Below are 22,965 nucleotides of genomic sequence, written 5' to 3'. Positions count from 1 at the left end.
CTAGAGCGTGTTGAGAGGCAGTTTGAGATAGCGTTTTCCGTTGCCTTCAGGTTCAGGCAGGTGGCCGGCGCGCATATTTATCTGGATCGACGGCAAAATGAGGCGCGGCATGCCGAGCGTCGCATCGCGCGCATCGCGCATGGCGGCAAATTCATCCTCGCTCACTCCGTCATGGATGTGCCGATTGCCGGTGCGCTGGGCACCGATGGTTGTCTCCCACACGAATTCATCGCGGCCCGGAGCCTTGTAATCGTGGCACAGGAAAACCCGGGTGTCCTCCGGCAGCTGCATCAGGCGGCGCACCGAGCGGTAGAGCACTCGCGAATTGCCTCCGGGGAAATCCGCGCGCGCAGTTCCGTAATCCGGCATGAACATCGTATCGCCCACAAACGCGGCATCGCCGATGAGATAGGCGAGGTCGGCGGGCGTGTGTCCGGGAACATGGAGCGCGATGATCTGCGTCTCGCCCAGCTCCAGCCGGTCACCGTCCTGAAGCAGCTTGTCGAATTGCGATCCGTCGCGGGCGAACTGGCTGCCCTCGTTGAAGACTTGGCCGAATACCTCCTGCACAGTCAGGATTTCCCGCCCGATCACGATCTCCCCGCCAAGGTGCTCCTGAAGGTAGGGCGCTGCGGACAGGTGATCGGCATGGGCGTGCGTTTCCAGAAGGTAATCGACGGTCAATCCCTCAGCGCGCACATAGTCGATGATGGCGTCTGCCGAGGTGGTCGACGTGCGTCCCGAAGGCTGGTCGAAATCGAGCACGGAATCGATGATGGCCGCATGGTTCGAGGCCGCATCATGTACGACATAGCTGGCAGTGAAGGTCTCTTCGTCGAAGAAAGCGCGAACCTCAGGCGCCGTAGCCTCGCCGCGCAAGACTTGCGCGACCAGATCGGCTGCTTGCTCGAGATGCGGATCGGAATGCATTGTAGATTACCTCGTAAATTCTGTTTTCTTTGAGCCATGATCGCGCTGGCCCGGCGCTAGGGAATGATCCTTAGCCCACGCGCTGCGAGCCCGGATCTGCATCGTCAGGGCAAAACAGATCATGCAGGGTTTCAAGCAGTCGCTCGGCCCGGCGGTCGGCTATCCGATAGTGCAGCGATTGCCCGTCGCGCCGGAACTCGACGAGCCCCATGTGCCGGAGCTTTGCCAGGTGCTGCGACAGCGCCGACTGGCTGAGTTCAATGCGATCAACGAGCGCGCCAACCGGCAACTCACCCGCACTTGCGAGATGGCAAAGGATCATCAGGCGAGGAGGGTTCGACATAGCGCGCAGAAATGCCGCTGCCTCGCCGGCGCCTTCCCGCATGGCGTCGATATCTATGGTCATAGGAGCGTTCATAGCGCCTATATATCACGTTTCACTAAATTAGCAATGACTAATATAATATCGACGGTAAGGCGTCCGTTCGTTCAGTTTCTCATGTCCGCAACGAACCGGTCGACCCAGGCCTTTGCCACTGCCGAATACGGGGCCGTCGGCTCCGCCATGGCCCGCATTTCCAAGAGGATCCGGTCGTTCATATTATTGGTCTTGCTGGCGACGAGATCTTTCACGGCTTGCGGTGCATTCGACGCCGCGACTAACGCGACCATTTCATCGAGATCGGCGATTAGGCTGGCGAGGAATTCGAGCTGGCGGATGACCTGCGTACGCGCCTGAACCAGGCCCAGTCGATTAAGACCGTAGACGTGGATTGACATGGCACCCATCAGTTCAGACTGACTGGCAGCGGCATCCTCGCGGATTTGCTCGTCACCCACGCTGCGCCCCGCCGGATTGAGCCGCCGCGCACCGTCTGAACTCTTTGGAAAGACGATGGAGGCACCGATCGCGGGATCGTAGGAGAAGTCGAGAAAGTCCGATGGCTCGTCGGCGCACGGGTTCAGCAGCAAGGGGTGTTCCGCTTCGATACGGTCGGTTTCGCGAAGGGCCCGCGAGGTTTCATCGGCAAGCGGAAACAGAATCCTTCTTGCCCGTGCTCGTGGTTGCCGTCGTTCGCGCGGCATCGCTCAGCAGCCTGGTCAGGTCAGCATCAGGCTTTGGCGTGGGCTGGCGTCGCTTGCGATTGCAATCAATGCAGCTTGGCAAGAGGTTGTCCCAATTGGCCGCGAGCCACCAATAGCCATCGTGACCCGGCGAACCGTGAACCTTGCCCTTGGGGCGGAAGTGCTCGATATCGACTGGCGCTGTGGAATTGTAATAGCTCTCGCAATAGGCGCATTTCCCGCCGAATAGCTTCTCCAGCTTGGCTTTAACCGAAGCAAGTTTGTAAGCTCTGAAATCGACCTTTTTCGCATTCTTCCTTCCGGCATCGTCCAGTGCGAAATAGGCGCGCGCCTTTTCAAGCTCCGCCTGCTCCTTTTCCGAAAGATCAGGAGGATTGGAACCATCATCGCGGGCGATCGAGCGCATCAGGCTGTCCCCAGGATATCGACTATACGTTGCTTCGTCTCTTCACGCAGCGACTGCAGACGGGCCGCGGTTTTCGCTGATCGCCGCTCAAGATAATCGGCAACCGCTTCCTGAACGAGGCGCTGAATCTCGGTGTTGCCGACGGGGAGCGCCGCGTTGATTTGCTGGGTGAAGGATCGCAGCGCCCGGCGCTGATCTTCGGTCATCGTCACGTCATCAGCGTCGTCACCCTCGCTGCGCTTCTTCAGCAGATCCGCGATGTGCGCATATTCGGCCTCAAGGGCGCGGGATTCGGTCGTGTTGAGCTGGAAGAAGTCCGCGGTAAGCAGCTGCTCTATTGTCAGCTCCTCGATATTGGGCAGGTCTGAGAGCGTCTCGATAAAGACGGGAAGGTTGCTGTCTGGTGTGGTTTCTCCGCGCACCCGATTAAGCACCTTGACCTCGCCTGTGCCCATGCCGCGCAAGCACAGCGGGTCGTGCGAGGTCACGATGAAGGTCACATTCGGTAACGCTTCACGGAGCGCTGACAGGATCGCGATTTTCCAGCGGGGATGAAGATGCGCTTCGATCTCGTCGATAAAGACAATTGCCCGCGCGCCGCGCAAGGATTGAAAGCCGCGCTGCTTCATCAGGCCGCGCATGATATCGCAGGCCATTGCAATGATTGCGCGGAACCCCGAAGAAACGACGTCCAGCGGTGTGCGTTCCAGCTTCTCCTTGCCGAGATGAAGATAGGGCGCGACAATGTAGCATTCGCGCTCGCGGGGGTCCCGCTCGATCACCTCGAAATCGCCTTCTACCGCGAAGATGGAGCGCAGGGAGCGGGCCACCATGTTAAAGTCTTCACCGTCAAGGCTGATGAGCCACTCGGTCGGGTTCGGAAGCAATTTGTCCGATTGGAACAGGGTGATGACGTGGTGTGCGGGCGGCAACCTTTTTGGCGCATGGTCGAGATATTGCCGGAAAGCGCCATAGGCGAAAACCGGCAACGGCGGGCGCTCCTCGGGCGCGTCAAAGCCCCCGGGCCGGATCGTCAATGTGCGCTTCGCCCCGCCTTCGATTTCGGCGGTGACGACCGCCTCTTTTCGCTGTCCCATGCGGGTCTTCGCGTCCATGAATTTCGGGTCTAGCACCAGCCGTTGCGGATCGAGTTGCAGCGCTCCTCTCACCCGGTCGTCCACCAATGCAAGAACGCCCGCCTCGAGGATCGTGCTCTTGCCGGTCGCATTCTCGCCAAGGATCAGGAGCGAACCTGTCCCGGCATCGGTCGTTTGCGCGACGCTGGGCGGGGGTTCCCGCGGGATTGCAAAGTCAAGGCTCTCGACCGACTTGAAATTCCGGATCGACAGGGAGATTACCCGTTTGGGTTTTTCAATCGGTGCACGGCGCCGCGATGCTGGCGGGGAGGAAGCTTTCTTTACAGAGAGATCGGTGTGCGGGGCTGTGCGAGCCGCTCGGTAAGCCTCACCGCCTCCGGGCTTTCCAAGGAGCTTCGTGAAGTTTTCGGCGAGGTCGCCTTCGCGCATGCTCACCCGCGTACTCAATGTCCGCGCCATATGCCTGACGAGGAACCGCAGACGGATCGCCAGAATGCCGGGATACAGCGCCAGCGCGGCCTGCTCCCTGTCCGATATCTCATCATCCACCAACAGCTTTTCCTGCGCGTCGACCGCTATCCCGCGCTCTTTGAACAGGGCGGGGCGCTGCAGATTGAAATGCGAGATCGTCATCGCACCGCGCTGCGACAACGCAGTCAGGTTGCCTTTGCGATCGACGTGAAAGTGATTGTGCATTTGCCGGTCCGCCGTTGGATCGAGCAGGATGGCCGCCTCGCGGTTATTTATGTCGTGCTGCCGCTCCAGATCACTCCATGAAGCTGGAAGCCGCGGTACGCTTTCGGCCCCAGCCGCAAAATTCCTCCAGCAGGGCACGCGAAGGGAGTTCGGCACGACTTCCGCGAACGGGGAAATAGGCCTCGTTGCTCGGCCGGCAATCTTCGCAGATAAGGTGCCAATTGTCCCATGAAGTCTCCAGCCAGGAATAGTAAAGATGGCTGGTCGCGCCATCCTCGACTGGCTCGGCCTCGCTGGCGGGCCGGAAGCTGTAGGGACCGGTTCCGGGGCCCTCGCAAAAAGCGCAGCGCCTGTCAAACAACCACTGCAAGTCATCGACGATGTCGAGCTCGATGCTTCGCGCGATCTTCGAGACTTTCGATTGCGCTCTGCGTGCATCGCTTTGCTCAAACAGGTCGAGGACGCTCTCGCGCATCGCACGCGCCTCGCCTGAAGTGATCAGGAATTCCGGCGGCTTGACGCCCGATCGATCGACAAAGCGCATAGCTCACTCCTTCCCTACAGGTCGTCCTGATCGCGCAGGTTCAGCGCCCTGCGCAGCGCCGCGACCGCCTCCATTGCCACAGCATCATCGCCGTCTTTCCAATAGTCGAGATGCTGGAAGCGAAGGCCTTTGTTGCGCAGCTTCGTATCGACAATTCCGGGCCCGAAATGCGGCGCGACTGCCCCTGCAATCGGATCGCCCAAAAGCAGGAATTTTTCCGGAAAATAGAGGTTGGACCACACACTGGGCGCGAAAGGCGCACCGTGATGCGGAATGCGCGCTTTCTTCGCGCGCGGATAGCTGAACTGCTTCACCTTCTGGGCCCAGTATTCGTATTCGGGCGGAGAAGTCGGATATTCGCGGCGGTCCTTGCGGGTTGCGAAGGCATCTGTGTTCTTAGCGAGGAGAATGTCTGCCTTGCCGAGCGGCGAGCCCAGCGTAACCAGATCGCTCACCAGCCAAAGCGGCTCGTCCTGCGCCGCGAGTTCCTTACGATAGGCTCGCTGGGCATTGCGAAACGCCGTGACGCGGCGGTCGAACTCCTCACCCGGCGCGATCGGCACAAGCTGGTCGTTCACCTTGTCGGGCTCAAACAGCGCCGCGCCCGCCTCCTCCAGTTCGGTCAGCCGTTCCATCAAGGGGGAATCCGCGACATGCTGCGCCCTGAGCGTATCCTTATCGATCTGCGACCATGCGTGAGTGAGGATATCGTAAGCGACCATCGAGCCAAGGCTGTGCCCGACCATGATGATCCGGTCGTACTCGCCGCTCTGCTGCAACCGTTCGAGCAGCGCCATGCCCTCGGCGCGGATACGCTGGCGCGCCTCGACATTGCGCGGGTCGGGTTGCAGGTAGCGCGCCGCATCGCCTGCAACTGGAATTACCTTGCTGAACAGAAAGCCAGGGACGAGCGGGATCAGGAACGAGAGGATGCCGGTGAACCAGCCCAGATTGCCCGATCTTGCGAGCCAGAAGACCCATGCAGCGAGCGCAATGAAGGTGATGATCCAGCCAGCCCACCAGAATTTGCGATATTCTGGCGGAATGGCGCTCTTGGGCCGGAAAAACAGCGAAAGCAGCCACCGCTTGACGTCGGCAAGAGTGTCGCCGAGCATCATGTGCGCCCAGTAATATTCGTGGAAATCGTAGCGCTTACCGGTGTGCTTGTCGCCGCGAGTGGTGACCCTGCGCAATTCATGGTTGTTGGCGGTCCCGCCCGGTTTGGAATAGACCTCGCTTTGATAGGGATCGATCATTTCCTGATCCTTGATCCATGCTGCGTCCATGAAGCCCCAAAGGGTGTCCATCGGGCGCTGCTCACCGATGCCGTGGATCAGGATGATGGCCGTTTTTTTCTCGTCCGGCATAGCTGTCCCCAAATTGCGTCTGGCGAATGGCGACTCAAATAAAAGCGGTTGAGCATTTCTACCCGATCCTAATGAACTCAGTCTCTATTGCCAGCCCGGCTAGTTAACGCAGTCCTAGTAGAGCAGCTCAGTTGGCAAGGACTTCGCCCTAATTTGAGCCGTCCTGAGGGGAGCGGCAAGCGGGTCGTTGGACAAGCAGGCGAGGCGCGGATAGATTAAAACCATGCAGGACCGCGACGATCTGACCGGCCTCTTGAAAGAGTGGGGCACCGACGATCCGAAAGTGGACGATGCCCTCGCCGAGTTTGTCTATGATGAACTGCGCCGCCGGGCTTCGAACATTTTCCGCAATGAGCAACCAGGCCGTACATTGCAACCCACTGCCCTGGTCCACGATGCGTGGGCAAAGCTGGCCGATGCGCAGGTGTCGTGGCAGGACCGCACACATTTCTACGCTGTCGCCACGCGGATGATGAAGCGGTTGCTCATCAATGAAGCTAATGCGCGCCGCGCGGCAAAGCGCGGCGGCGACCAATTCAGGGTAACGCTCGATGAAGACTCGGCTGGCTCGGTACGATGGTAATCTCGATCTCATCGAACTGACCGATGCGCTGGCGTCGCTGGAGAAGATCGACCCGCGCAAAGCCGAACTGGTCGAACTGCATTACTTTGGCGGCCTCACCGCTGAGCAGATGGTCCAGGTGACGGGACTTTCGACCGCAACCATCTCGCGCGACCTCAGGTTTGCACGGGCGTGGCTCAAGGATGAGCTCGAAAAAAACTATGAATGATCAGAAATGATCAGATCGGTACGAGATTTGTTGCTTCTCCGGTAGAAGGAATTCGAATGGCGTCCGACGATCTGCAATTGCTTGAAGATGCGTTCGAAAGCGCAGTAGCATTAAAGGGGTACGCGCAAGACCGGTTCGTCGCCGAGTTTTCGCAGAAACATCCGGAGCTTGGTCCCAGACTTGTCAGCCTGCTGGCAGCAGACCGCGGCGCCGAGGACGCTATCGTAAGCTCGATAGAGGCGTCGATCCGCACGGCTGTCGTAGAGCCGGAAGACCATTGGACCGGGCGGCGCATCGGATCGTGGGAGATCATCGACCGGATCGGCACCGGGGGCATGGGCGCCGTCTACCGTGCGCAGCGCATTGATGGCGAGTTCGACCAGTCTGCAGCGATCAAGATCATGGCCGCGCAGCTTACCGATCTCGTTGCCGTCCGTCGATTCACGGTACCGAGCGGCAGATCCTCGCCGAGCTCGATCATCCGAATATCGCTCGCCTGATCGATGGCGGTTCGACCGAGGCCAGGGTGCCATACCTAGTGATGGAGCTGGTGCAGGGCGAGCATGTCGATCGCTATTGCGATGACCGGCAACTTACCGTGCCCCAGCGGCTCGAAATCATTCGCAAGATTTGCGATGCGGTCGATTACGCGCACCGCAAGCTGATCGTCCACCGCGACCTGAAACCCAGCAACATTTTGGTCAATCAGCAAGGTGAGCCAAAATTGCTGGATTTCGGGATTGCAAAATTGCTGCAAGGCGATGAGGTCGGGGAAGACTTAGCCCAGACCGCAGCGCCGCAGCGCGCCATGACGCCCGAATATGCATCGCCCGAACAGGTGCGCGGCGAACCGGCTTCGGTGGCGGTAGATGTCTATGCGCTCGGCGTGCTGATGTACCGGCTTCTGACCGGTCATCCGCCCTATGGAGAGGCGACGCAGTCGGCGCACGAACTCCAAACCGCAATCCTGAACGAGGAACCGCGCAAGCCGAGCATTGTCGCGGCGACCAATCCAACTTCGCTGTCGGAGGCCTCCCGGATCACTGCACAGGACATCGGGGCGCAGCGGCAGGTCACTCCGGACAAGCTCCGGCGCACGATCGCTGGTGATCTCGACACCATCATCCTCAAGTGCCTGCAAAAGGATGCCCTGCGCCGTTATCCAAACGTCCGCGAGCTTGGTGAGGATCTGCGCCGCTATTCGTGCGGCTTGCCGATCACGGCCCGGGGCGACGACCTTCCCTACCGATTGAAACGATTTGCAAGCAGAAACAAGCGCCCACTCATCGCCGCTGCGGCCACCATCGCCCTGCTGATCGGCAGCACCGCGTTTTATACCGTCAACCTCGCGATTGAACGCGACAGGGCCGCTTTGGCAGCGGCGCGATCAGACCAGGTTGCACAGTTCCTCAAGAACATTTTCGAAAGCGCCAACCCGGTTTCTGCTCCGGGCGAAACCATCACTGCGCAAATGCTGCTCGATAGCGGGCTCGAAGACGTAGAGCAGATCGAAGACCCGGCGGTAAAGGGCGCGCTGCTTCGATCCATGGGCGTCAGCTATGGTGAGCTAGGCAACCTGGGTCAGGCCAGAACGCTGCTCGAACGTTCGGTCGCGCTGTTCCGTGATCAGGGAGAAGGCGCGAGGCTCGATCTCGCCCGCAGCCTCGACGAACTCGGAGTGGTGGAAAGCCAGGCGCGCAAGCTGCCGACGGCGCTCAAACACCGGTCCGAAGCGGTCGGGCTGGCCCGCCAGGCGCTTGCCGACGATCCCGCCGAACTGCCGTTCTTCATCAGCAGGCTCGCCGTGGTGCGCGCCAATCTCCAGCAGCATGATCAAGCCATCGAGTTGTGGAAGGAAGCGCTCGCGCTACAACGTGATGCCGGCACGTTCGGCGATGCACTGACGAGCGATATTCTGGGCGATCTCGCGGTCACCTACGACAATCGCGGCAAATACGAGCTGGCGCTGAAAATAGGCCTGGAAGCGCTCGACCTGTCGGAGAGAACGCTGGGGCCGCTCGATCCGAACACTGTGGTGGTAATCAGCAATCTGGGCTTGGTCGCCAACCGCATGGGCCGCTACGAACTGGCGGTGCAATACACGGAAGACGCAATCAAGCGCGGCGAGCAGCTCTGGCCGCCCGGACATTGGCGGCTATCCTTCTATCGGATTGTCCTCGCCGCGTACCTTACGCGCCTTGGCCGGTTCGATCGCGCGCGGCAAGTGTTTGGAGTCGCACAAGCTGATATCGCAACGAACGAGGGTAAGGAGAGCGCCAATTATTCGGCATATCTCTTGCTTCGTGCTGACCATTCATTGGCACTGGGAGACCACGCTGCAGCGCTCGGCTATCACCGCGAAGGAGTGGAGATTTCGAAATCGCTTTTCGGGGAGACGGGCGAACTGACCATACGGCATCGGATGGGTGTTGCGGCCGCTCTTGCAAAGCTCGGCGATCTACGCGCATCGGAAGGCATGTTGCGCGCCGCCATGCAGAAGCGCGAGCACTTACGCCGAGCAAACCAGCTTGAAGCTCAGGTTGAGCTTGCAGAGACGCTGACCCTCAGCGGGCAGTTTGCCGAGGCTTCCGACCTGCTGACAGACGCGATTGCGCAAAAGGAGAGCGATGTCGGCACACAAAGTTCCGAGCTGCTCCCATTTCTCGCCGCTGCGGCAAGGCTCAAACGGGCTGCCGGGGATCATGCAGCAGCGCCAATTCACGCCCGCCGTGCGAGCGAAATCGCGCGCGAGGAATTGCCCGCTAGGAATTGGAACTTGGCACTCGCCGATGCCGAATATGCCTATGCGCTTGACGCTGCGGGACGGCAGAGAGAAGCTCGCCAGATCGCGCGGCAAGCTGCCGATGATCTCGAAGCCGTATTCGGATCATCAGATAGCAGGGTGACCGCGCTTGCCGCCCTTATCGTAAGTTAGGATTCGGCGACGCTAGCGGACGCTCTGATGGCGGCAGACAACTCCCATTCGCACCCAGCGCGGAAAAAGATTTTCGGCTCGATGATCAAATCCGCATCTCAAAGCGGCTTCCCAAGTGACCACGCAATTTTGGGAGGGTATTCAAATGAAGATCGGATTTCTGACGTGCGCAGCAGCTGCCAGTCTGGCTCTTTCCGGGTGTGCGGGCAGCATGCTCAATCCTGGATCGAAGAGCAATGTGTCGGTTTTTCACAGACTGGATCAGGTGCCGGCAAGCGCAACCTTCACAGTAATGGGCTGGCGCGAGGATTTGGACAACTCGCTGGAGTTTCGCAATTACGCGCTCATGCTAGGCGAAATCATGCGCAAGGAGGGCCTGCGCGTTGTCGCGCCTGGCCAGCCTGCCGATTTCATCGCTTACCTCGATTACGGCATCGATCAGGGCCAGGCGTTCACCTACACCTATTACCGTCCGCAATGGGGCGAGCTGTACGACAGCCAGACCACCTCGAGCACGATCACCGAGACAACGACCGGCCAACAGGTCGAAACGAAGGTTACGAACACGGACCCTCGCTACGGCGTGACCGGATACAATCCCGAGCAGCGCCGCGGCGTCAATTACCAGCGCTTCGTTCATATCGATATTGTCCCGGCTGAAGGGGGCAGAAACGCCCTGCCAGTGATGGAGATGCGCCTGAAGAGCGACGGTACCTGCGGAAGCATTTCAACGCTGATGCCGCGCTTCATGAAGGCTATCGAGCGCCGCTTCGATGACAAATCGGGCAAGGCGGGCCGCTTGGTGACCGCTGGCGGCAGGTGCTGAGCGCCGCGTCCGGATTATCCCGCATACCTGACCTTGTCGGAGGAAATCATGACCCATCATAGAACTCTCGCTCGCTGCGCCGGATTATCCGCCGCCAGTATCATTCTTGCCAGCGGTATGACCCAGGCAGTCTTTGCGCAGCAATCCGTTGCGCCGCCCGATTGGGCGCCGGTTCAAGTCGGGCAGCAACCAGAGCAGCCGGCGGCAAGTCCAGCCGAGCTTGAGCGGCTGGAGGCCTCGGGCGAAGCCGCGCGAGCAGCCCGCCGGGTCGAAGACGTGAACCCGGTAAGATCCCGCTATCGCCGCGCTCCCGACACGGACAATGTTCGCCGGTACCGGCCGTGCGCGCAGATTTCAATGGAGCTGCCTACCGCAATCAGGTTGGCCGGTTGGCAGGGACGGGCAACCTGCAAGCGCTTGAGGAACGAGGATACGATGCCCGGCGTGCAAGACCCGGATTACGCGTTCGCGGAGAGCTGGACTTGCGCCCGGGCGAAAGGCTTAACCTACAGCGAGCGGGTCAGCAGGCGCGGATCAATCGCGGCGTGCGGGCCGGGTTCGCGCCGGCAAACCAGCCGGTTATCGCGGCCAGCAAGCCCAAATCGCCACGGCCGGCAACCGACGCGCGCGTCAAGGCAGGCAGCGCAGCAACGCCGCGCAATCGATCCTCTGGCGCACGTGCCGGGCTAAGGCCTCCTGCCAATCCCGTACGCTCGATGGGAGGCTCGCGCCCGATCCGTTCCACTACGCAGTTCGCGACCCGGTCCATGTCGGTCAGCAACAAGGCTGCCCTTGTCGATTTCGGCTCGGAAGCATTCGGAGGTGAGAGCACGGGACTGGGTGAATTCGGCGCGGCGGTCACAGTCGGTCAGTTTGAAACCTTCGCCAATGGCGATGACCCGGTCATGGCGATGGGGCATACATCGCAGGCGCTGGGCAACAGCCTGCTCGGCGCAACGCACGGCATCGGCCAATCTATCCTCGACCCGCGGCGGATCCCCGGTAACGCGCAAAAGGCGGTGAGCGGTGTCGCTGAAACTGGTGTTAGCGTCGTCAGCTACGCTGCAAACAAGACAGCGAAAACAGTCACGGACGGCGCGCGGTTCGTCACGGATCCCAAATATGCAGACAAGCAGATCAAATATGGCGCGCGCAAGGTCGACGAGACGGTAACGAATATCGGCAAGTCCACCTGCAAGGGTTTTTCGACCTTGCTCGGCATCAAGAAACCGAAATGTTAAACGGGTGCAATCCTGCCAAGGATCATTGCGCGCCCTTGTAGTACGTGATCACTTCGGTACGGAGTCATGGTCGAGGCCGACTTGCGACCGAAGAAAAATACTCCGCACGCCGCATCGATTGCGTAACTCTCAGGAATGATGCGATCGAAATACTGCGCCCAGAAAAACGCGAGCTTCGCGACCTTCCCGGCAGCCCTTGAGCGAAAGACAGAACGCGCAAAATAGTCGGCAGCCCACATCAATTGCATGCCTGGACCTCCGCACACGCCCGAACCGATCAAGCTGAAGCGGCGGAACAGGAACCGGTGGCCGCTATCTGTAAAGCGGGTGAAATCATAGGCGCCTTCGTGCACGTGCTGGATGAACGGGGTTTCGGCATAGACCAGACCATCCGGCTTGAGTACGCGCCAGATTTCCGAGACGACCTGGTCCGGGTGCAGCACATGTTCGAGCACCGCCTGAACAATCACAGCATCGAAAAAGTCATCGGCCAGCGGCATTTCATGCGCATCGGCGACGAACTGGACCGAAGGGGTGGCATAGATGTCGAAGCTGTAAACCTGGATGCGCTCTTCATCGTAAAGCGGCTCAAGAGCGCGGCCAACCGAACCTCCGCCGACGATGAGCAGGCGCGCGGGCTCGGGCAAGGCACACAGCATCTCTTTCAGCTTGGCGACGTTTTGCAGGGTGGCCTTGTACTCGGGCGACAACAGGCGCTTGATGAAGCGGCTGGGACCGGAATACGACATCCGCTCAATCTGGCTGGCTGTTCCCACTTTGGTAACGGTCTGCTTGTCCACCACGGACTGGTCGAAGTTTACAAGAACGGGCTTGCCCTCGACAATTGGATATCGGCGGGCCGCTTCCCCGTTGACCGCCTTGCCAACCATGTGATCGCCGTCTTTCGACAGCTTCGAACCGGAGACCGGACATCTAAGGTCTTCGAGGCACTTTTCGGTATCTACTAGCATCCTGACGGCCTCGATATCCTTGCAACTCGTGGTTCGCATGGGCGCGCAGAACTCCCATCCAGTCGGTCAGAAGCGAAGGCCGCGAGTGTCGGCGTGGTCGTCCTCAGGCGGTCTTTGCATCCAATCTGCCGACCCCGGGTTAGCTAAGATTGTGCGCCCCGCGATCGAACACATAATGCCTATTCTACAGCCTGATAGAGCAGGAAATTCGAGGATAATACTTAATGGTCAAAGGCCTCGGCCAACGAAGGGCAGCGCTTTGCGTCCCGCAGTGGCCGAAGAATTGCCCGCAGTCACGATTGCAAATGGCAGCTTGGCCTGAACAATCGGGCTCATGCCACCTCTGACCCCAAAAGCGCTCTCAAAGCGCGCTCAACGCTGTGGCTTGCCGCAATTGTGCGGCGGGAGCGCTGCGTTGCCAGCATTGTAAATGCCGCGATATCTCGCGTCGTCATTGGCGAGCATGTTGAGATATTCCTCGATATTGGGGTAGCCGTCTCCGTCTGGATCATCGTTCGCGTCCCACACATTGGGATCGGTGTTGTTGTACTGGACTTCCCAGACATCAGGCATTCCGTCATTGTCGCTATCAGGCCAGGCCGAGCCGGTGCTCGCAAGCTTGGCGTACCCACCCGTATCGGCAACGCGCGAGGTCCAGCCGCTTTCAAAAAGTCGCGGAGCCCGATCGCATGTCTGGAGGTCTTCGACGAAGAACTCATCGACATTGTCCCGGCAATCCCCGTCACGGCAAAGCTCTGCCCCGGCGAAACTGAGGACATTTCGGCGCGCCTGTTCGGCATCGACGATAGCCCAGCTGGGCAGCGAGTTTTTCGGAGCATCTGGAGCCCTGACCCGTACCGCTGTTTTGGATCACGTTGAATCCGGTAACCGAGCAGGTCCGTTTTCCGGAGCCGTCGATGCCGCACACGGAGCCCGCAGTGGTGCCCTTGAACAACCCGAACCCGGCCCGGAATTGGCTGGGATCCGAGTTGTAGGGGCTCACATTTCCGTTCGCGTAGATCGAGAAGCCATGACCGAAACTGTCGGCGTTGGTATAAAGCGCGGTCTGGTAATTCCCATTCTTTTCATTCCAGCGTGCACCTTCGAAATAGGAATTCGACATATAGTTCGCGTATACGTTGGCGTATTGGTTGGAGATCAACCCGCCTTCTTCGACGAAATTGTAGACGAAGTTCCCAAGTATGTCGGCCTGCGACGTCTTGCCCAGATTGAACGGATAGATTCCGGGCGCGACGTTGATGCCGCGCTGGATGCCGTGCTGGCTGAGATTGTAGGCGATCGTGATGTTGCCGCCCGGCTTCATGAAGAAGGTCTTGCAGTGAAGCGCTGAGCTGTGACCTGCATCGCGGCAGATATTCGGGCCGATGATCGACCATTGTATCGTGCAGTTCTGACAACTCGCCTCGACACTCTCGTCTGTGCCGAACATCGCCGAAACGTGATCGAGGATCTGGTAGCTCGTCGAATTGAAGCGGATGGCATCGCCGTTATCTGAGATGCGATCGGGATGCTCACCGAGACGCGCGCGAATATGCCTCACAATAACGTGATCGCCACCTCGGCGGCTGTCGATGAGGGAGTCGACGGGATTGTATTTGGAACCGAGCCGGAGCTCGATCCCGCCGGGCGATGTCTGACCGGCTATGTAGATACCCGGAACCTCGATCGGGGCCAGCCCCTGCATAATTATCGGACCGGATACATCGAACACGCAATAGCGAGGCCGACCTGCCGGGATCGAGTACGGTGAGGTCACTTCTAGCGCCTGCGCGCATTCGCGATAGGTTATCTTGCCGTCGCCGGGAACGGCAGAATCCTCAAGGCTGTTGATCTTGTAGACAACCGCATTGGGTGAACGAACCTTGGCGAAAGCGCCGAAGCCGAGCGCCGTCGGGAATGCCTTTGGGTGCTCGGATCGATCGAGAATGTTTCCATTATCCGGGTTCACGAATGCCTGCGCAAAGGCGGTGCTCGGCGTCGGCGTCGGCGTCGGCGAAGGCGTGGGTGTGGGCGTCGGTGAGGGAGTGGGGCTTGGCGCCGGTGTTGGCCCAGATGCCGGTGATGGCGTCGGTGTCGGTGTCGGTGTCGGAGTGGGTGACGGAGTAGGGCTCGGCGTCGGTGCCGGCGCCGGCGTCGGAGTGGGTGAGGGTGAAGGCGTGGGAGCCGGTGCGGGGGTTGGCGTCGGAGCCGGCGTGGGAACGGGCGTCGGCGTCGGCGTCGGCGTCGGGCCCGGAACGGCCACAGCGAAGCTGGCCCCCGACCCGGTCTCGTCGGAGCCGCAGCCAGAGAGGGTCATGAGTGCGCCGGCAAGGACCGACACTGAGCTTAATAGATTTTTGTTCACGGCGGTCACTTGCGATGCGAAGGGGGGACGGATTGAACTCTCTATCGAGACTTCGTGCTCAGAAATGGCGGCTTTAATTACCGCTCTCGAGAGTTGTCTCGTGGGTTCTGTCTCGTTCCCTAGTTCGCCAAATTATGCGTTCAAACCGCTCTTTGGCGAAGTCGGACGAGCCGTGGCCCATTCTCGCTGGACCGCTGTCTTGTCGACGAATATCGTTAAGATGGACTTAAACTGCCAAGTCGCGGGCGCATCTGACGCGCGCTACTGAATTGCTCGGCAGGATTCTACTGATCAGGGCATCAACAGATGCGCACTGTTCCAGGTTTTAGCGGATAATTTGTCTAATATTCACAAAGGCTTCTGCTGCTCGCAAGAATACGGTCGATCCGCGCATACGGGCCAGAGCCTCGATTGCTTCGACCGAGCGCTCTTCCGGGAACGGGCGGACCTGGCTGGCGAATTTCCGGAACGCTGCGACCTTTAGCGGCAGCGTCTTGTCAATATCGACAAATACGTTCGGCACGAAGGCAGGGGTGGTCGGGGCCGCGTACCAGTTCGTCTCCGACAGCGTTTCATAACAAAGAATGCGCGCGGGCGCTTTTGCATGGCGCGGACGGGCGGCGACCATCGCGGCGGTAAAGACGATCTGGTGGTCAACATGAATGTCGCCGACGAACGGTAGCAGGAGAGTATCGGGCCGGATGGTATCAACGACGTCTCCAATGGCCGCGTTGATCCTTGCAGATGGTTCGGCGTCCAGCGCAGCGGCAGGAAGATCGAGCTGCCGGGTCCCAGATATTCCGAGAATTTCGTGGGCCTCGCGCATTTCAGCACGAACCGTCTCGACTCCTTCGGCTGAAAACTGCGGCGGCTTGCCCTCGGTCGCTACGACCACGTGCACCTCATTGCCGCTGGCCGTGAGCCTGGCAATCGTGCCGCCGCAGCCGAGCACCTCGTCATCGGGGTGCGGCGCGATAACAAGCACCCGTCCGAAATCCTCAATTGCCGTCACATGCGCTCCTCAACTTGGCGTGCAGGAGCGGCGGCTTTTCGCCTTCGATCTCCCAATCGGTGAGCTCAATGAGGCCAGACCCGGTCTTGACCGTCAAGGAACCTCTGTCACGCGCGACGATCTGCCCGGCCATCGCGTGATAGCGGTCCGGCGCGGTGATCAGCTTACTGCTCCAGGCTGTCAGCTTGCGCTTGCCCGCATAGCAATAGGCGCCCGGATAGGGCTTTCCTACCGCCCGGATCAAGCGGTCGATTTCTTGCGCGCTGTCGTTCCAGTCGATCGCTCCGTCCGCTGGCGTGCGCTTTGTCGCCCATGTTGCATAGCGCTCGTCCTGCTTGGTCCGGCGCTCCTTGCCGGCTGCGAGCATCGGCAGGACTTCTTTCAGCATGGCGGAAAGGCAATCCATGTGGCGGTCGTACAATTCCGCTGCCGTTTCATCGCCGGCAAGGTGAAAATATTCTTGCGCGAGGATGTCTCCGTCATCGGTCCCCTCGGCCATCCAGAACAGGCTGCCAGCTGTGATGCGTTCGTCCAGCAAGATGGTCCAGGGAAGCGCCGCACGGCCCCGCAATCTTGGAAGGGCTGCAGGGTGGTAACCGATGACTTTGCCTGCCCGGATGCCGAGAAACTCCGCCGAGCAAAGCTGCGACCAGCCAACCACAAAGATGTAATCGGGGTTTGCCGTGTCTATTGCGGCAAGGGTCGCGTGATCGTTCGTTTTGCCGGTCTGCAATAGCTTTGCGCCAAGCCGCTGGGCGTGAGGCGTCAGATCGACAAGGTCGGAATGCCTGCCGTGCAATTCTTCGGGAAGCGTGACGATGATCGGCACTTCCCAGCCCTTTGCTTCAGCCAGTTCATCGAGGAGGATGGCGGTGCTACCGACCGCACCTATCACTGCGGCGCGCATCAGCTGGCCACGCGGCTACCGAGCGCAGTATCGCCCTGCGCCTGCACATCGGCTGTACCGGCGATACGCGGTTCGGCATCAGGCGAGCCGCATTGCGATGAGATCCATTTCATCGAGAAGCTGACTGTTTACGAGCGCATCGCTGTAGACCTGCTCGACCAGTTCGCGGGAGCGTCGGCCCATCTGGCTGGCGAGATCGGGGTCGCTGGCCAGTCGCCGCATCGCCTCAGCCAGCGCTGTTGCATCGCGCGGCGGGACGATGATCCCATTCGCGCCATCCTCTATCGGATCGCGGCAGCCGGGCTGGTCGGTGGTGATGACCGCCCGTCCGGTCGCCATCGCCTCCAGGATCGTGCGGGGGAGGCCCTCACGATAATACGATGGCAGAACAAACACCGATGCTCCGGCAAGATAGGGGCGCACATCGGATGTGCCCGGGATGAATGTGACCGGATACTCACGCTCGAACCGCTCGCAGTCCGCCTTGGTGATGCCTTCGGGGTTCTGATCGTCGAAATGCCCAAGGATCGAGAAAGTGCAATCGGGATGATCCTTAGAGACGTCTCGTGCCGCCTCGAGAAATTCAGGGATGCCCTTGTTGCGCAGCAAGCGTGCGACCATCAGGAATGACATCCCCCCTTCTGGAAGTGGGTGATGCTCAAATTTGGCGAGGTCGACGCCCGATCCGGGGACTTGGATCACGCGGTCGGATGGCTCGACAATGCCGAGGTCGATCATGTCCTGCCGGTCATCTGCGTTGAAGACGAAGACTGCCCGCGCGCGGCGTACGGCAATCCGGTAAAGGCGCCGCGCGATAAGCTTTACCGCGGCATTCGTCTTGCTACCGGGACTGAAAACATGCCCCAGGCCTGACATGAGCGCATAAAAACGCGGGACCGCAACAATGCGTGCGGCAAGACCGCCATAAATGATCGGCTTTTGGGTGTAGGCAAGGACGAGCTGCGGCCGCTCGCGCAACATCAGCCAGATATAGGAAAGCAAAAGCCGAAGATCCGCTAGCGGAGCAGTGCGAGCCCGCTGCATCGGCACGACCCGAAAGCCAATACCGCTCTTGGCAAGCTCGCGCGAAACCGTTTCATCGCGGTCTGGCGCAACAGCGACGACATCGTGACCATTGGCCTGCATTTCCCGAAGCAGATTGCCTCGGAAATTGGTCAGCGAATATGCGAGACTGGACAGCACTAAAACTTTCACGTGTCGTAATCCGCCCTCTCTGATCGATCAGCAAACCGCCGGTGTCGCCGGGCTTCTGGTTCGGCCTGAAGCACACCGGACTTGCGGTTAGGCAGTATCGGGGAGCGCGGTTTTCAAGCAATCGGCATTCCGGATCATACCCGTTTGAGATGACCGACTGATCAGCCGCCGTGGCGATGCCCAAGCTGCCCGTCACATCACACTTGGCGAGGACTGCCCACTCCCTTCGGCGGATGCCCGACCATTTTGGTTAGTGCCACTTTGCCCGTCTGCCGGGACGCTCCTGAATGGTTATCAAGGGGTGAAGAATTAGCGCCGGCGCAAACATGCTTTCCGCGGCCAATGTGAAGGAACGGTAGAAACCAATGGACCAGCAATCACCGACTGGACCGGAACAGGACGAACCGACCGAACCTGCACGTCTGCAAGATATCCCGGGTACATTTGCCAATAACAACAGCCGTCCGGCGCGGGGGCGCAGGGCAAGCCTCAGGCGGATCGCGCGGCTGGTGTTTCTATCGGGGCTCGACGGACTTGCGGTCGTCACCAGCCTGCTCATCACAGCATCGCTGATCTTCTCCGCGGTTCTGGCGCGCCAGTTCTTTGACCCCAGTGTCCTGCTTACTTTCGGATGCCTTTCGGCCGCGCTGTTTTTCTTTTCCGGACTATACAAGCGCAGCTGGCGGTTTTTCGGTTTCGGCCATGCGATGTTTGTCGTGCTCATCAACCTCGCAGCGACCACTGTTGCATGGACGACGGTTCTGGTCATGCTCGGCAAGTCGCCTGGCCCGGGGTTTGCCGCAGCGGCGCTGATGCAGTGGCTGCTGTCGGTCATGTTCATGATGGGCCTGCGGTCGCTGCGCCGGTCCGCGCGAGAGGGCCTCAGGCCGAACACCATAACGAACGCCTTCCTGCCGAAAAGCCAGGATGAACAGCTCGGCATCGCCTTGCTGATTGGATCGCCGCAATGGGCGCTTTCGGTGCTCGATTTGATAAAGGCCGAAGACAGCCCCAGTTTCGAAGTGGCAGGTGTCCTGCTTCCATCGATCAGCGATCCGATCGACCAGGTTGGGAAAGCCAAGGTGCTCGGTAGCCACGATATGCTCGTAGAAGTGGTCGAGGCACTGGCCCGGAAGGGACGCAAGCCAACTATCGTCATTGCGAGCGATGACGGCATGCATCTGAGCCAGCGTGAAATGGCCCGGCTGACGCACAGGACCAAGGAACTAGGCCTGGAGCTTTCTCGCATCAAGGATTGCTGGAGCGAGATTCTCCTGCGGGCGAGCCCAAATCATCCTCAGGAACTCGACGTTAAGTCGCTCCTGGGCCGGAACGAATACAAGACCAATGGCGACCTTATCGCGCGGCAGGTCGAGGGGAATTGCGTTCTGACGACCGGGGCGGGCGGTACGATCGGCAGTGAGCTTTGCCGTCAGCTGGCGAGCTTCAAACCATCGCGCCTGGTCCTGGTCGAGCACTGCGAATACAATCTCTACAATATCGAGATGGCCCTGCGCGAACGCTATCCCGATCTCGATATCAGGGCCGAGATTTGCAATATTCGCGATGCCGCCGAAGTGCGCCGGGTTTTTGCAAAGCACCGCCCGTCGATCGTATATCACGCTGCCGCACTCAAGCATGTGCCCATCGTGGAGAACAATCCGTGCGCGGGCGTCCACACCAATGTGCTCGGCACAAAGGTCGTCGCCGATGCTGTGTGCGAGTTCGAAGTGCGCGCAATGGTTCAGGTATCGACCGATAAGGCCGTGAATCCCGTCGGCATGATGGGAGCGACCAAGCGAGTAGGCGAACTCTACAGCCAGGCGCTCGACATGTGCGGAGTGGACGACGTCAATGCGCCGCGCTTCATGACGGTTCGATTTGGCAATGTCCTCGGTTCAAGTGGTTCGATCCTGCCGTTGTTCCAGCGCCAGCTCGATCAGGGCAAGCCGCTGACGGTCACACATCCTGATATCGAACGGTTCTTCATGACGGTGCGAGAAGCGGTTCAATTGATCCTGCAAAGCAGCTCTTCGGCGCTTGAGCAGGATTCGGAGCGCGGGACCATTTTCGTGCTCGACATGGGCAATCCGGTGAGGATTATCGACCTCGCCTACCGTCTGATCTCGCTCTACGGTCTCGAACCGGAAGTCGATGTGCCGATCGAATTCGTTGGTCTGCGCCCCGGTGAAAAGCTGTTCGAGGAATTGTTCGACAATTGCGAAGAGCAGGTATCCTCGCGCGTGGAAGGGATTTTCGAAGCGCGCTCTCAGCCGATCCCGCTCCCCTTTATCAAGAAAAGCATCGAGCGGCTCGAACGGGTGGTGCGCGATGGCGACCATGAGGAAGCCACCCGGATCACGCACCATCTCGCCAAGATCCCGAATAGCGGTGCCCGTTTCGACCTGCAAAGCTCCTCGCGTGAGCGGAGCGTCTTTCGCAATCTCGATCCGGTGACCTGATGGCCCACGTGCAAAGTGCCATGATTGAGCGGCCTCTGGAGCCGGGACCGGTCGAAACCCGGTGGCCGTGTTTCGAGCAGGACGAGATCGAAGCTGCGACGCAGGTGCTTCGGTCTGGCCGCGTGAACGGGCTTGTGCACGGCGACAACACATCCGCCCTTGCGCGCGAATTTGCTGGATTTTGCAGGGCCAATCACGGGTTCTGTGTCGCCAACGGCACACTCGCACTCGAAGTGGCCATGCGCGCACTTGGGATCGGCCAGGGCGATGAAGTGATCGTCCCGGCGCGCTCGTTCTTCGCATCTGCAAGCGCGGTACTTGCCATCGGGGCAACTCCGGTTTTCGCCGACGTCCTGATGGACAACCAGAACATCGATCCCGTGTCCGCCGAGCGATTGATCTGCGACAGGACGAAGGCGATCCTGTGCGTCCATCTCGCCGGATGGCCGTGCGATATGGATGCGATCGGGGCGCTCGCCAGAGCCTATGACCTGTTCGTGATCGAGGATTGCGCGCAGGCGCACGGCGCAGCTATCGGCGATCGCCGGGTCGGCTCTTTCGGAGACGCCGCCGCGTTTTCGTTCTGCACCGACAAGATCATGTCTACGGCAGGGGAGGGCGGACTTGTCCTGTTTCGCGACGAAGCCGCATACGAGGCTGGCCGTTCCTACAAGGATCATGGGAAAAACTTCTCCAAGATGGCCGATGGCGGCGGTGCGCCCGGCCAGTTCCGCTTCATCCATGATAACCCGGGATCAAATTTCAGGCTGACGGAGTTTCAGGCCGCGATCGGCTTGCGGCAATTGGCCAAGCTTCCCGAATGGCTGGAGGCAAGACAGCGCAATTCCGCTGTGCTTACTTCGCGTCTGGATGGTCATGAGAGGCTCGCGCTCCCGGATATCGGGAATGAAACCTTCCATGCGCGCTACAAGTTTTACGCTCAGTTTCGCGCGCCAAGCGGTGAGAATGTAGAAGATTATCGCTCAAGGGTGATCGCCCGGCTCCATGCAGCTGGCATCCCCGCCGGGACGGGATCGTGCCCCGATATGAGCCAGGAAGATGCCTTCAAAGGGGTCGCAATCCGGCGCGATGGCGGCCTTCCGGTCGCGCACCGCCTGGGCAAGCAGACGCTGATGTTCCCTGTCGATCACACTCTTGACGAAGATCACATGCACCGCATCGCCGATGCCCTGATCGCCGCGCTGGAGGAATAGACCTGTGAGCGAGCAAGACGGTCTTCCCCAGTTTGTCATCATAGGAGCGGCCAAGGCTGCGACGACGTGGATACAGGCGCAATTACAGGAGAATCCGGCAATCTACATGCCGGATCCCGAGCCGCACTTTTTCTCGCGCGAATATGAGCGGGGCGAAGCGCACTATCGCAGCTGGTTTGGACCAGCCGCCGCCACCTGTGCGGCAATTGGCGAGAAATCGGTCGACTATTTGTCCGACCCGAAGGTTCCGCCCAGAATGGCCGCGATGATCCCTAATGCTCGGCTGGTGCTGCAATTGCGCGATCCGGTCGAGCGAGCCTATTCCGATTACAAGATGTATTTCCGGCGAGGTCTCGTAAGCGGCTCGCCCGAAGATTACCTTCGCACAACCGACAACGACTATCCGCGATTCCTGTACGACGGTCTTTACGGCCTCCACATCAGCAGATGGCTGGATCATTTCGCGAAAGAGCAGATGCTCGCATTCCTGTTCGAGGACGTGCAAATGCGTCCTCAAGCGGTTGTCGAAGCCGTCAGTCAGCATATCGGCGCAAAGCCGGCCTTCGATCCAGAGCTTGCGAGCGAGAGGGAGAATGACAGCCGCGCGCGCCTGCTTCCGCTGTCGGTCCGCCAGCTGCTCGCACCGCTTAAGAGCACTGTGAAACCACTACGCGGCAATCCGCTGTTCGAGAGCGCGCGCTCGCTAATGGCGCGCGAGATCGACTATCCGCCGCTATCCGACGATCTGCGCCAGCATCTTGAGGATTTCTACCGCGAGGACACAGCGCTTGCCCGCGAGCTGCTCGGGCTTAATTTTGCCCGATGGCACCGCAACCACACGAGGGAAGCCGCTTCATAATGCCTTCGACCTATTCGGTTTGGCTAATCCGAACGAATAGC

23 protein-coding genes are annotated in these 22,965 nt (G+C 59.9%); 10 read left to right on the top strand and 13 right to left on the bottom strand.

Translation table 11 applies throughout. The features are described from left to right. The 5 genes from AC0L39_RS13260 to AC0L39_RS13240 form a co-directional block, all read right to left on the bottom strand. Positions 1-930, bottom strand: a complete 930-nt coding sequence (locus tag AC0L39_RS13260) for an MBL fold metallo-hydrolase (protein ID WP_473258546.1) — start codon at positions 928-930, stop codon at positions 1-3. Between the two features lie 70 nt (positions 931-1,000). Next, on the bottom strand, positions 1,001-1,336 hold the full coding sequence (locus AC0L39_RS13255) for an ArsR/SmtB family transcription factor (RefSeq protein WP_473258544.1): 336 nt from the start codon (positions 1,334-1,336) through the stop codon (positions 1,001-1,003). Between the two features lie 83 nt (positions 1,337-1,419). Next, the gene (locus AC0L39_RS13250) at positions 1,420-1,902 is read right to left on the bottom strand and encodes a hypothetical protein (RefSeq protein ID WP_473258543.1); all 483 of its coding nucleotides are present in this window, start codon (positions 1,900-1,902) and stop codon (positions 1,420-1,422) included. Between the two features lie 49 nt (positions 1,903-1,951). Further along, positions 1,952-2,422, bottom strand: a complete 471-nt coding sequence (locus AC0L39_RS13245; RefSeq protein WP_473258541.1) for an HNH endonuclease family protein — start codon at positions 2,420-2,422, stop codon at positions 1,952-1,954. Beyond that, positions 2,422-4,152: an AAA family ATPase gene (locus AC0L39_RS13240; RefSeq protein ID WP_473258539.1), complete on the bottom strand. Its 1,731-nt coding sequence runs from the start codon at positions 4,150-4,152 to the stop codon at positions 2,422-2,424. The genes AC0L39_RS13245 and AC0L39_RS13240 overlap by 1 nt, the downstream gene beginning before the upstream one ends. Between AC0L39_RS13240 and AC0L39_RS13235 the strand changes: the two genes are divergently transcribed. Next, positions 4,138-4,296, top strand: coding sequence for a hypothetical protein (locus AC0L39_RS13235; RefSeq protein WP_473258537.1), 159 nt, complete (start codon positions 4,138-4,140; stop codon positions 4,294-4,296). The two genes, AC0L39_RS13240 and AC0L39_RS13235, sit on opposite strands and share 15 nt — an antisense overlap. Here AC0L39_RS13235 and AC0L39_RS13230 read toward each other — a convergent pair. Beyond that, a complete protein-coding gene (locus AC0L39_RS13230; protein ID WP_473258535.1) occupies positions 4,286-4,759 on the bottom strand; it encodes a hypothetical protein in 474 nt (157 codons plus the stop codon). The genes AC0L39_RS13235 and AC0L39_RS13230 overlap by 11 nt on opposite strands. 14 nt (positions 4,760-4,773) lie before the next feature. Beyond that, positions 4,774-6,126, bottom strand: coding sequence for a hypothetical protein (locus AC0L39_RS13225; RefSeq protein ID WP_473258533.1), 1,353 nt, complete (start codon positions 6,124-6,126; stop codon positions 4,774-4,776). A gap of 223 nt (positions 6,127-6,349) precedes the next feature. Between AC0L39_RS13225 and AC0L39_RS13220 the strand changes: the two genes are divergently transcribed. The 6 genes from AC0L39_RS13220 (at position 6,350) to AC0L39_RS13195 (ending at position 11,919) form a co-directional block, all read left to right on the top strand. Next, a complete protein-coding gene (locus tag AC0L39_RS13220) occupies positions 6,350-6,709 on the top strand; it encodes an ECF-type sigma factor (protein ID WP_473258532.1) in 360 nt (119 codons plus the stop codon). Next, positions 6,678-6,917, top strand: a complete 240-nt coding sequence (locus AC0L39_RS13215) for an ECF-type sigma factor (protein WP_473258530.1) — start codon at positions 6,678-6,680, stop codon at positions 6,915-6,917. The genes AC0L39_RS13220 and AC0L39_RS13215 overlap by 32 nt, the downstream gene beginning before the upstream one ends. Before the next feature lie 56 nt (positions 6,918-6,973). After that, complete coding sequence (locus tag AC0L39_RS13210) at positions 6,974-7,417, top strand: hypothetical protein (RefSeq protein ID WP_473258528.1); 444 nt, start codon at positions 6,974-6,976, stop codon at positions 7,415-7,417. Continuing rightward, positions 7,357-9,852, top strand: coding sequence for a protein kinase domain-containing protein (locus AC0L39_RS13205; protein ID WP_473262391.1), 2,496 nt, complete (start codon positions 7,357-7,359; stop codon positions 9,850-9,852). Before AC0L39_RS13210 ends, AC0L39_RS13205 begins: the two co-directional genes overlap by 61 nt. A 145-nt stretch (positions 9,853-9,997) precedes the next feature. Then, positions 9,998-10,678, top strand: coding sequence for a hypothetical protein (locus tag AC0L39_RS13200; protein ID WP_473258526.1), 681 nt, complete (start codon positions 9,998-10,000; stop codon positions 10,676-10,678). A gap of 341 nt (positions 10,679-11,019) precedes the next feature. Further along, positions 11,020-11,919 (top strand): hypothetical protein, encoded by a 900-nt coding sequence (locus AC0L39_RS13195; RefSeq protein WP_473258524.1) that lies wholly within the window; start codon positions 11,020-11,022, stop codon positions 11,917-11,919. Here the strand turns inward: AC0L39_RS13195 and AC0L39_RS13190 are convergent. The 6 genes from AC0L39_RS13190 to AC0L39_RS13165 all read right to left on the bottom strand — a co-directional run bounded on the left by AC0L39_RS13190 (position 11,916) and on the right by AC0L39_RS13165 (position 18,389). Beyond that, positions 11,916-12,890: a methyltransferase domain-containing protein gene (locus AC0L39_RS13190; RefSeq protein ID WP_473258523.1), complete on the bottom strand. Its 975-nt coding sequence runs from the start codon at positions 12,888-12,890 to the stop codon at positions 11,916-11,918. The genes AC0L39_RS13195 and AC0L39_RS13190 overlap by 4 nt on opposite strands. Positions 12,891-13,262: 372 nt before the next feature. Then, positions 13,263-13,463 (bottom strand): hypothetical protein, encoded by a 201-nt coding sequence (locus AC0L39_RS13185; protein ID WP_473258521.1) that lies wholly within the window; start codon positions 13,461-13,463, stop codon positions 13,263-13,265. A 169-nt stretch (positions 13,464-13,632) separates the two neighbouring features. Continuing rightward, positions 13,633-15,207, bottom strand: coding sequence for a hypothetical protein (locus tag AC0L39_RS13180; RefSeq protein WP_473258519.1), 1,575 nt, complete (start codon positions 15,205-15,207; stop codon positions 13,633-13,635). 373 nt (positions 15,208-15,580) lie between these two features. Then, on the bottom strand, positions 15,581-16,267 hold the full coding sequence (locus AC0L39_RS13175; RefSeq protein WP_473258518.1) for a PIG-L deacetylase family protein: 687 nt from the start codon (positions 16,265-16,267) through the stop codon (positions 15,581-15,583). Continuing rightward, positions 16,254-17,174 (bottom strand): methionyl-tRNA formyltransferase, encoded by a 921-nt coding sequence (locus AC0L39_RS13170; RefSeq protein ID WP_473258516.1) that lies wholly within the window; start codon positions 17,172-17,174, stop codon positions 16,254-16,256. The genes AC0L39_RS13175 and AC0L39_RS13170 overlap by 14 nt, the downstream gene beginning before the upstream one ends. 78 nt (positions 17,175-17,252) lie before the next feature. Continuing rightward, on the bottom strand, positions 17,253-18,389 hold the full coding sequence (locus AC0L39_RS13165; RefSeq protein ID WP_473258515.1) for a glycosyltransferase family 4 protein: 1,137 nt from the start codon (positions 18,387-18,389) through the stop codon (positions 17,253-17,255). 365 nt (positions 18,390-18,754) lie between these two features. Between AC0L39_RS13165 and AC0L39_RS13160 the strand changes: the two genes are divergently transcribed. The 3 genes from AC0L39_RS13160 to AC0L39_RS13150 are packed head-to-tail and all read left to right on the top strand — an operon-like array spanning position 18,755 to position 22,924. Then, positions 18,755-20,851 carry a polysaccharide biosynthesis protein gene (locus AC0L39_RS13160; RefSeq protein WP_473258513.1) on the top strand — a complete coding sequence of 699 codons (2,097 nt, stop codon included), beginning with the start codon at positions 18,755-18,757 and terminating at the stop codon, positions 20,849-20,851. Between the two features lie 20 nt (positions 20,852-20,871). Beyond that, positions 20,872-22,065: a DegT/DnrJ/EryC1/StrS family aminotransferase gene (locus tag AC0L39_RS13155; RefSeq protein ID WP_473258512.1), complete on the top strand. Its 1,194-nt coding sequence runs from the start codon at positions 20,872-20,874 to the stop codon at positions 22,063-22,065. Positions 22,066-22,069: 4 nt separating this feature from the next. After that, positions 22,070-22,924 (top strand): sulfotransferase, encoded by an 855-nt coding sequence (locus AC0L39_RS13150; RefSeq protein ID WP_473258510.1) that lies wholly within the window; start codon positions 22,070-22,072, stop codon positions 22,922-22,924. Positions 22,925-22,965 lie beyond the last annotated feature (41 nt).

It is taken from the genome of Erythrobacter sp. K21-9, assembly GCF_055808355.1.
This window is presented reverse-complemented; position numbering and strand designations above follow the sequence as displayed.

Coding starts and splice junctions, on each gene's coding strand:
- AC0L39_RS13190 (WP_473258523.1), bottom strand. CDS start 12,890: ATGCTAGTAGATACCGAAAAGTGCCTCGAAGACCTTAGATGTCCGGTC.
- AC0L39_RS13215 (WP_473258530.1), top strand. CDS start 6,678: ATGAAGACTCGGCTGGCTCGGTACGATGGTAATCTCGATCTCATCGAA.
- AC0L39_RS13210 (WP_473258528.1), top strand. CDS start 6,974: ATGGCGTCCGACGATCTGCAATTGCTTGAAGATGCGTTCGAAAGCGCA.
- AC0L39_RS13255 (WP_473258544.1), bottom strand. CDS start 1,336: ATGACCATAGATATCGACGCCATGCGGGAAGGCGCCGGCGAGGCAGCG.
- AC0L39_RS13180 (WP_473258519.1), bottom strand. CDS start 15,207: ATGACCCTCTCTGGCTGCGGCTCCGACGAGACCGGGTCGGGGGCCAGC.
- AC0L39_RS13225 (WP_473258533.1), bottom strand. CDS start 6,126: ATGCCGGACGAGAAAAAAACGGCCATCATCCTGATCCACGGCATCGGT.
- AC0L39_RS13245 (WP_473258541.1), bottom strand. CDS start 2,422: ATGCGCTCGATCGCCCGCGATGATGGTTCCAATCCTCCTGATCTTTCG.
- AC0L39_RS13170 (WP_473258516.1), bottom strand. CDS start 17,174: ATGCGCGCCGCAGTGATAGGTGCGGTCGGTAGCACCGCCATCCTCCTC.
- AC0L39_RS13235 (WP_473258537.1), top strand. CDS start 4,138: ATGCGAGATCGTCATCGCACCGCGCTGCGACAACGCAGTCAGGTTGCC.
- AC0L39_RS13160 (WP_473258513.1), top strand. CDS start 18,755: ATGGACCAGCAATCACCGACTGGACCGGAACAGGACGAACCGACCGAA.
- AC0L39_RS13220 (WP_473258532.1), top strand. CDS start 6,350: ATGCAGGACCGCGACGATCTGACCGGCCTCTTGAAAGAGTGGGGCACC.
- AC0L39_RS13240 (WP_473258539.1), bottom strand. CDS start 4,152: ATGACGATCTCGCATTTCAATCTGCAGCGCCCCGCCCTGTTCAAAGAG.
- AC0L39_RS13230 (WP_473258535.1), bottom strand. CDS start 4,759: ATGCGCTTTGTCGATCGATCGGGCGTCAAGCCGCCGGAATTCCTGATC.
- AC0L39_RS13155 (WP_473258512.1), top strand. CDS start 20,872: ATGATTGAGCGGCCTCTGGAGCCGGGACCGGTCGAAACCCGGTGGCCG.
- AC0L39_RS13185 (WP_473258521.1), bottom strand. CDS start 13,463: ATGCCTGATGTCTGGGAAGTCCAGTACAACAACACCGATCCCAATGTG.
- AC0L39_RS13260 (WP_473258546.1), bottom strand. CDS start 930: ATGCATTCCGATCCGCATCTCGAGCAAGCAGCCGATCTGGTCGCGCAA.
- AC0L39_RS13200 (WP_473258526.1), top strand. CDS start 9,998: ATGAAGATCGGATTTCTGACGTGCGCAGCAGCTGCCAGTCTGGCTCTT.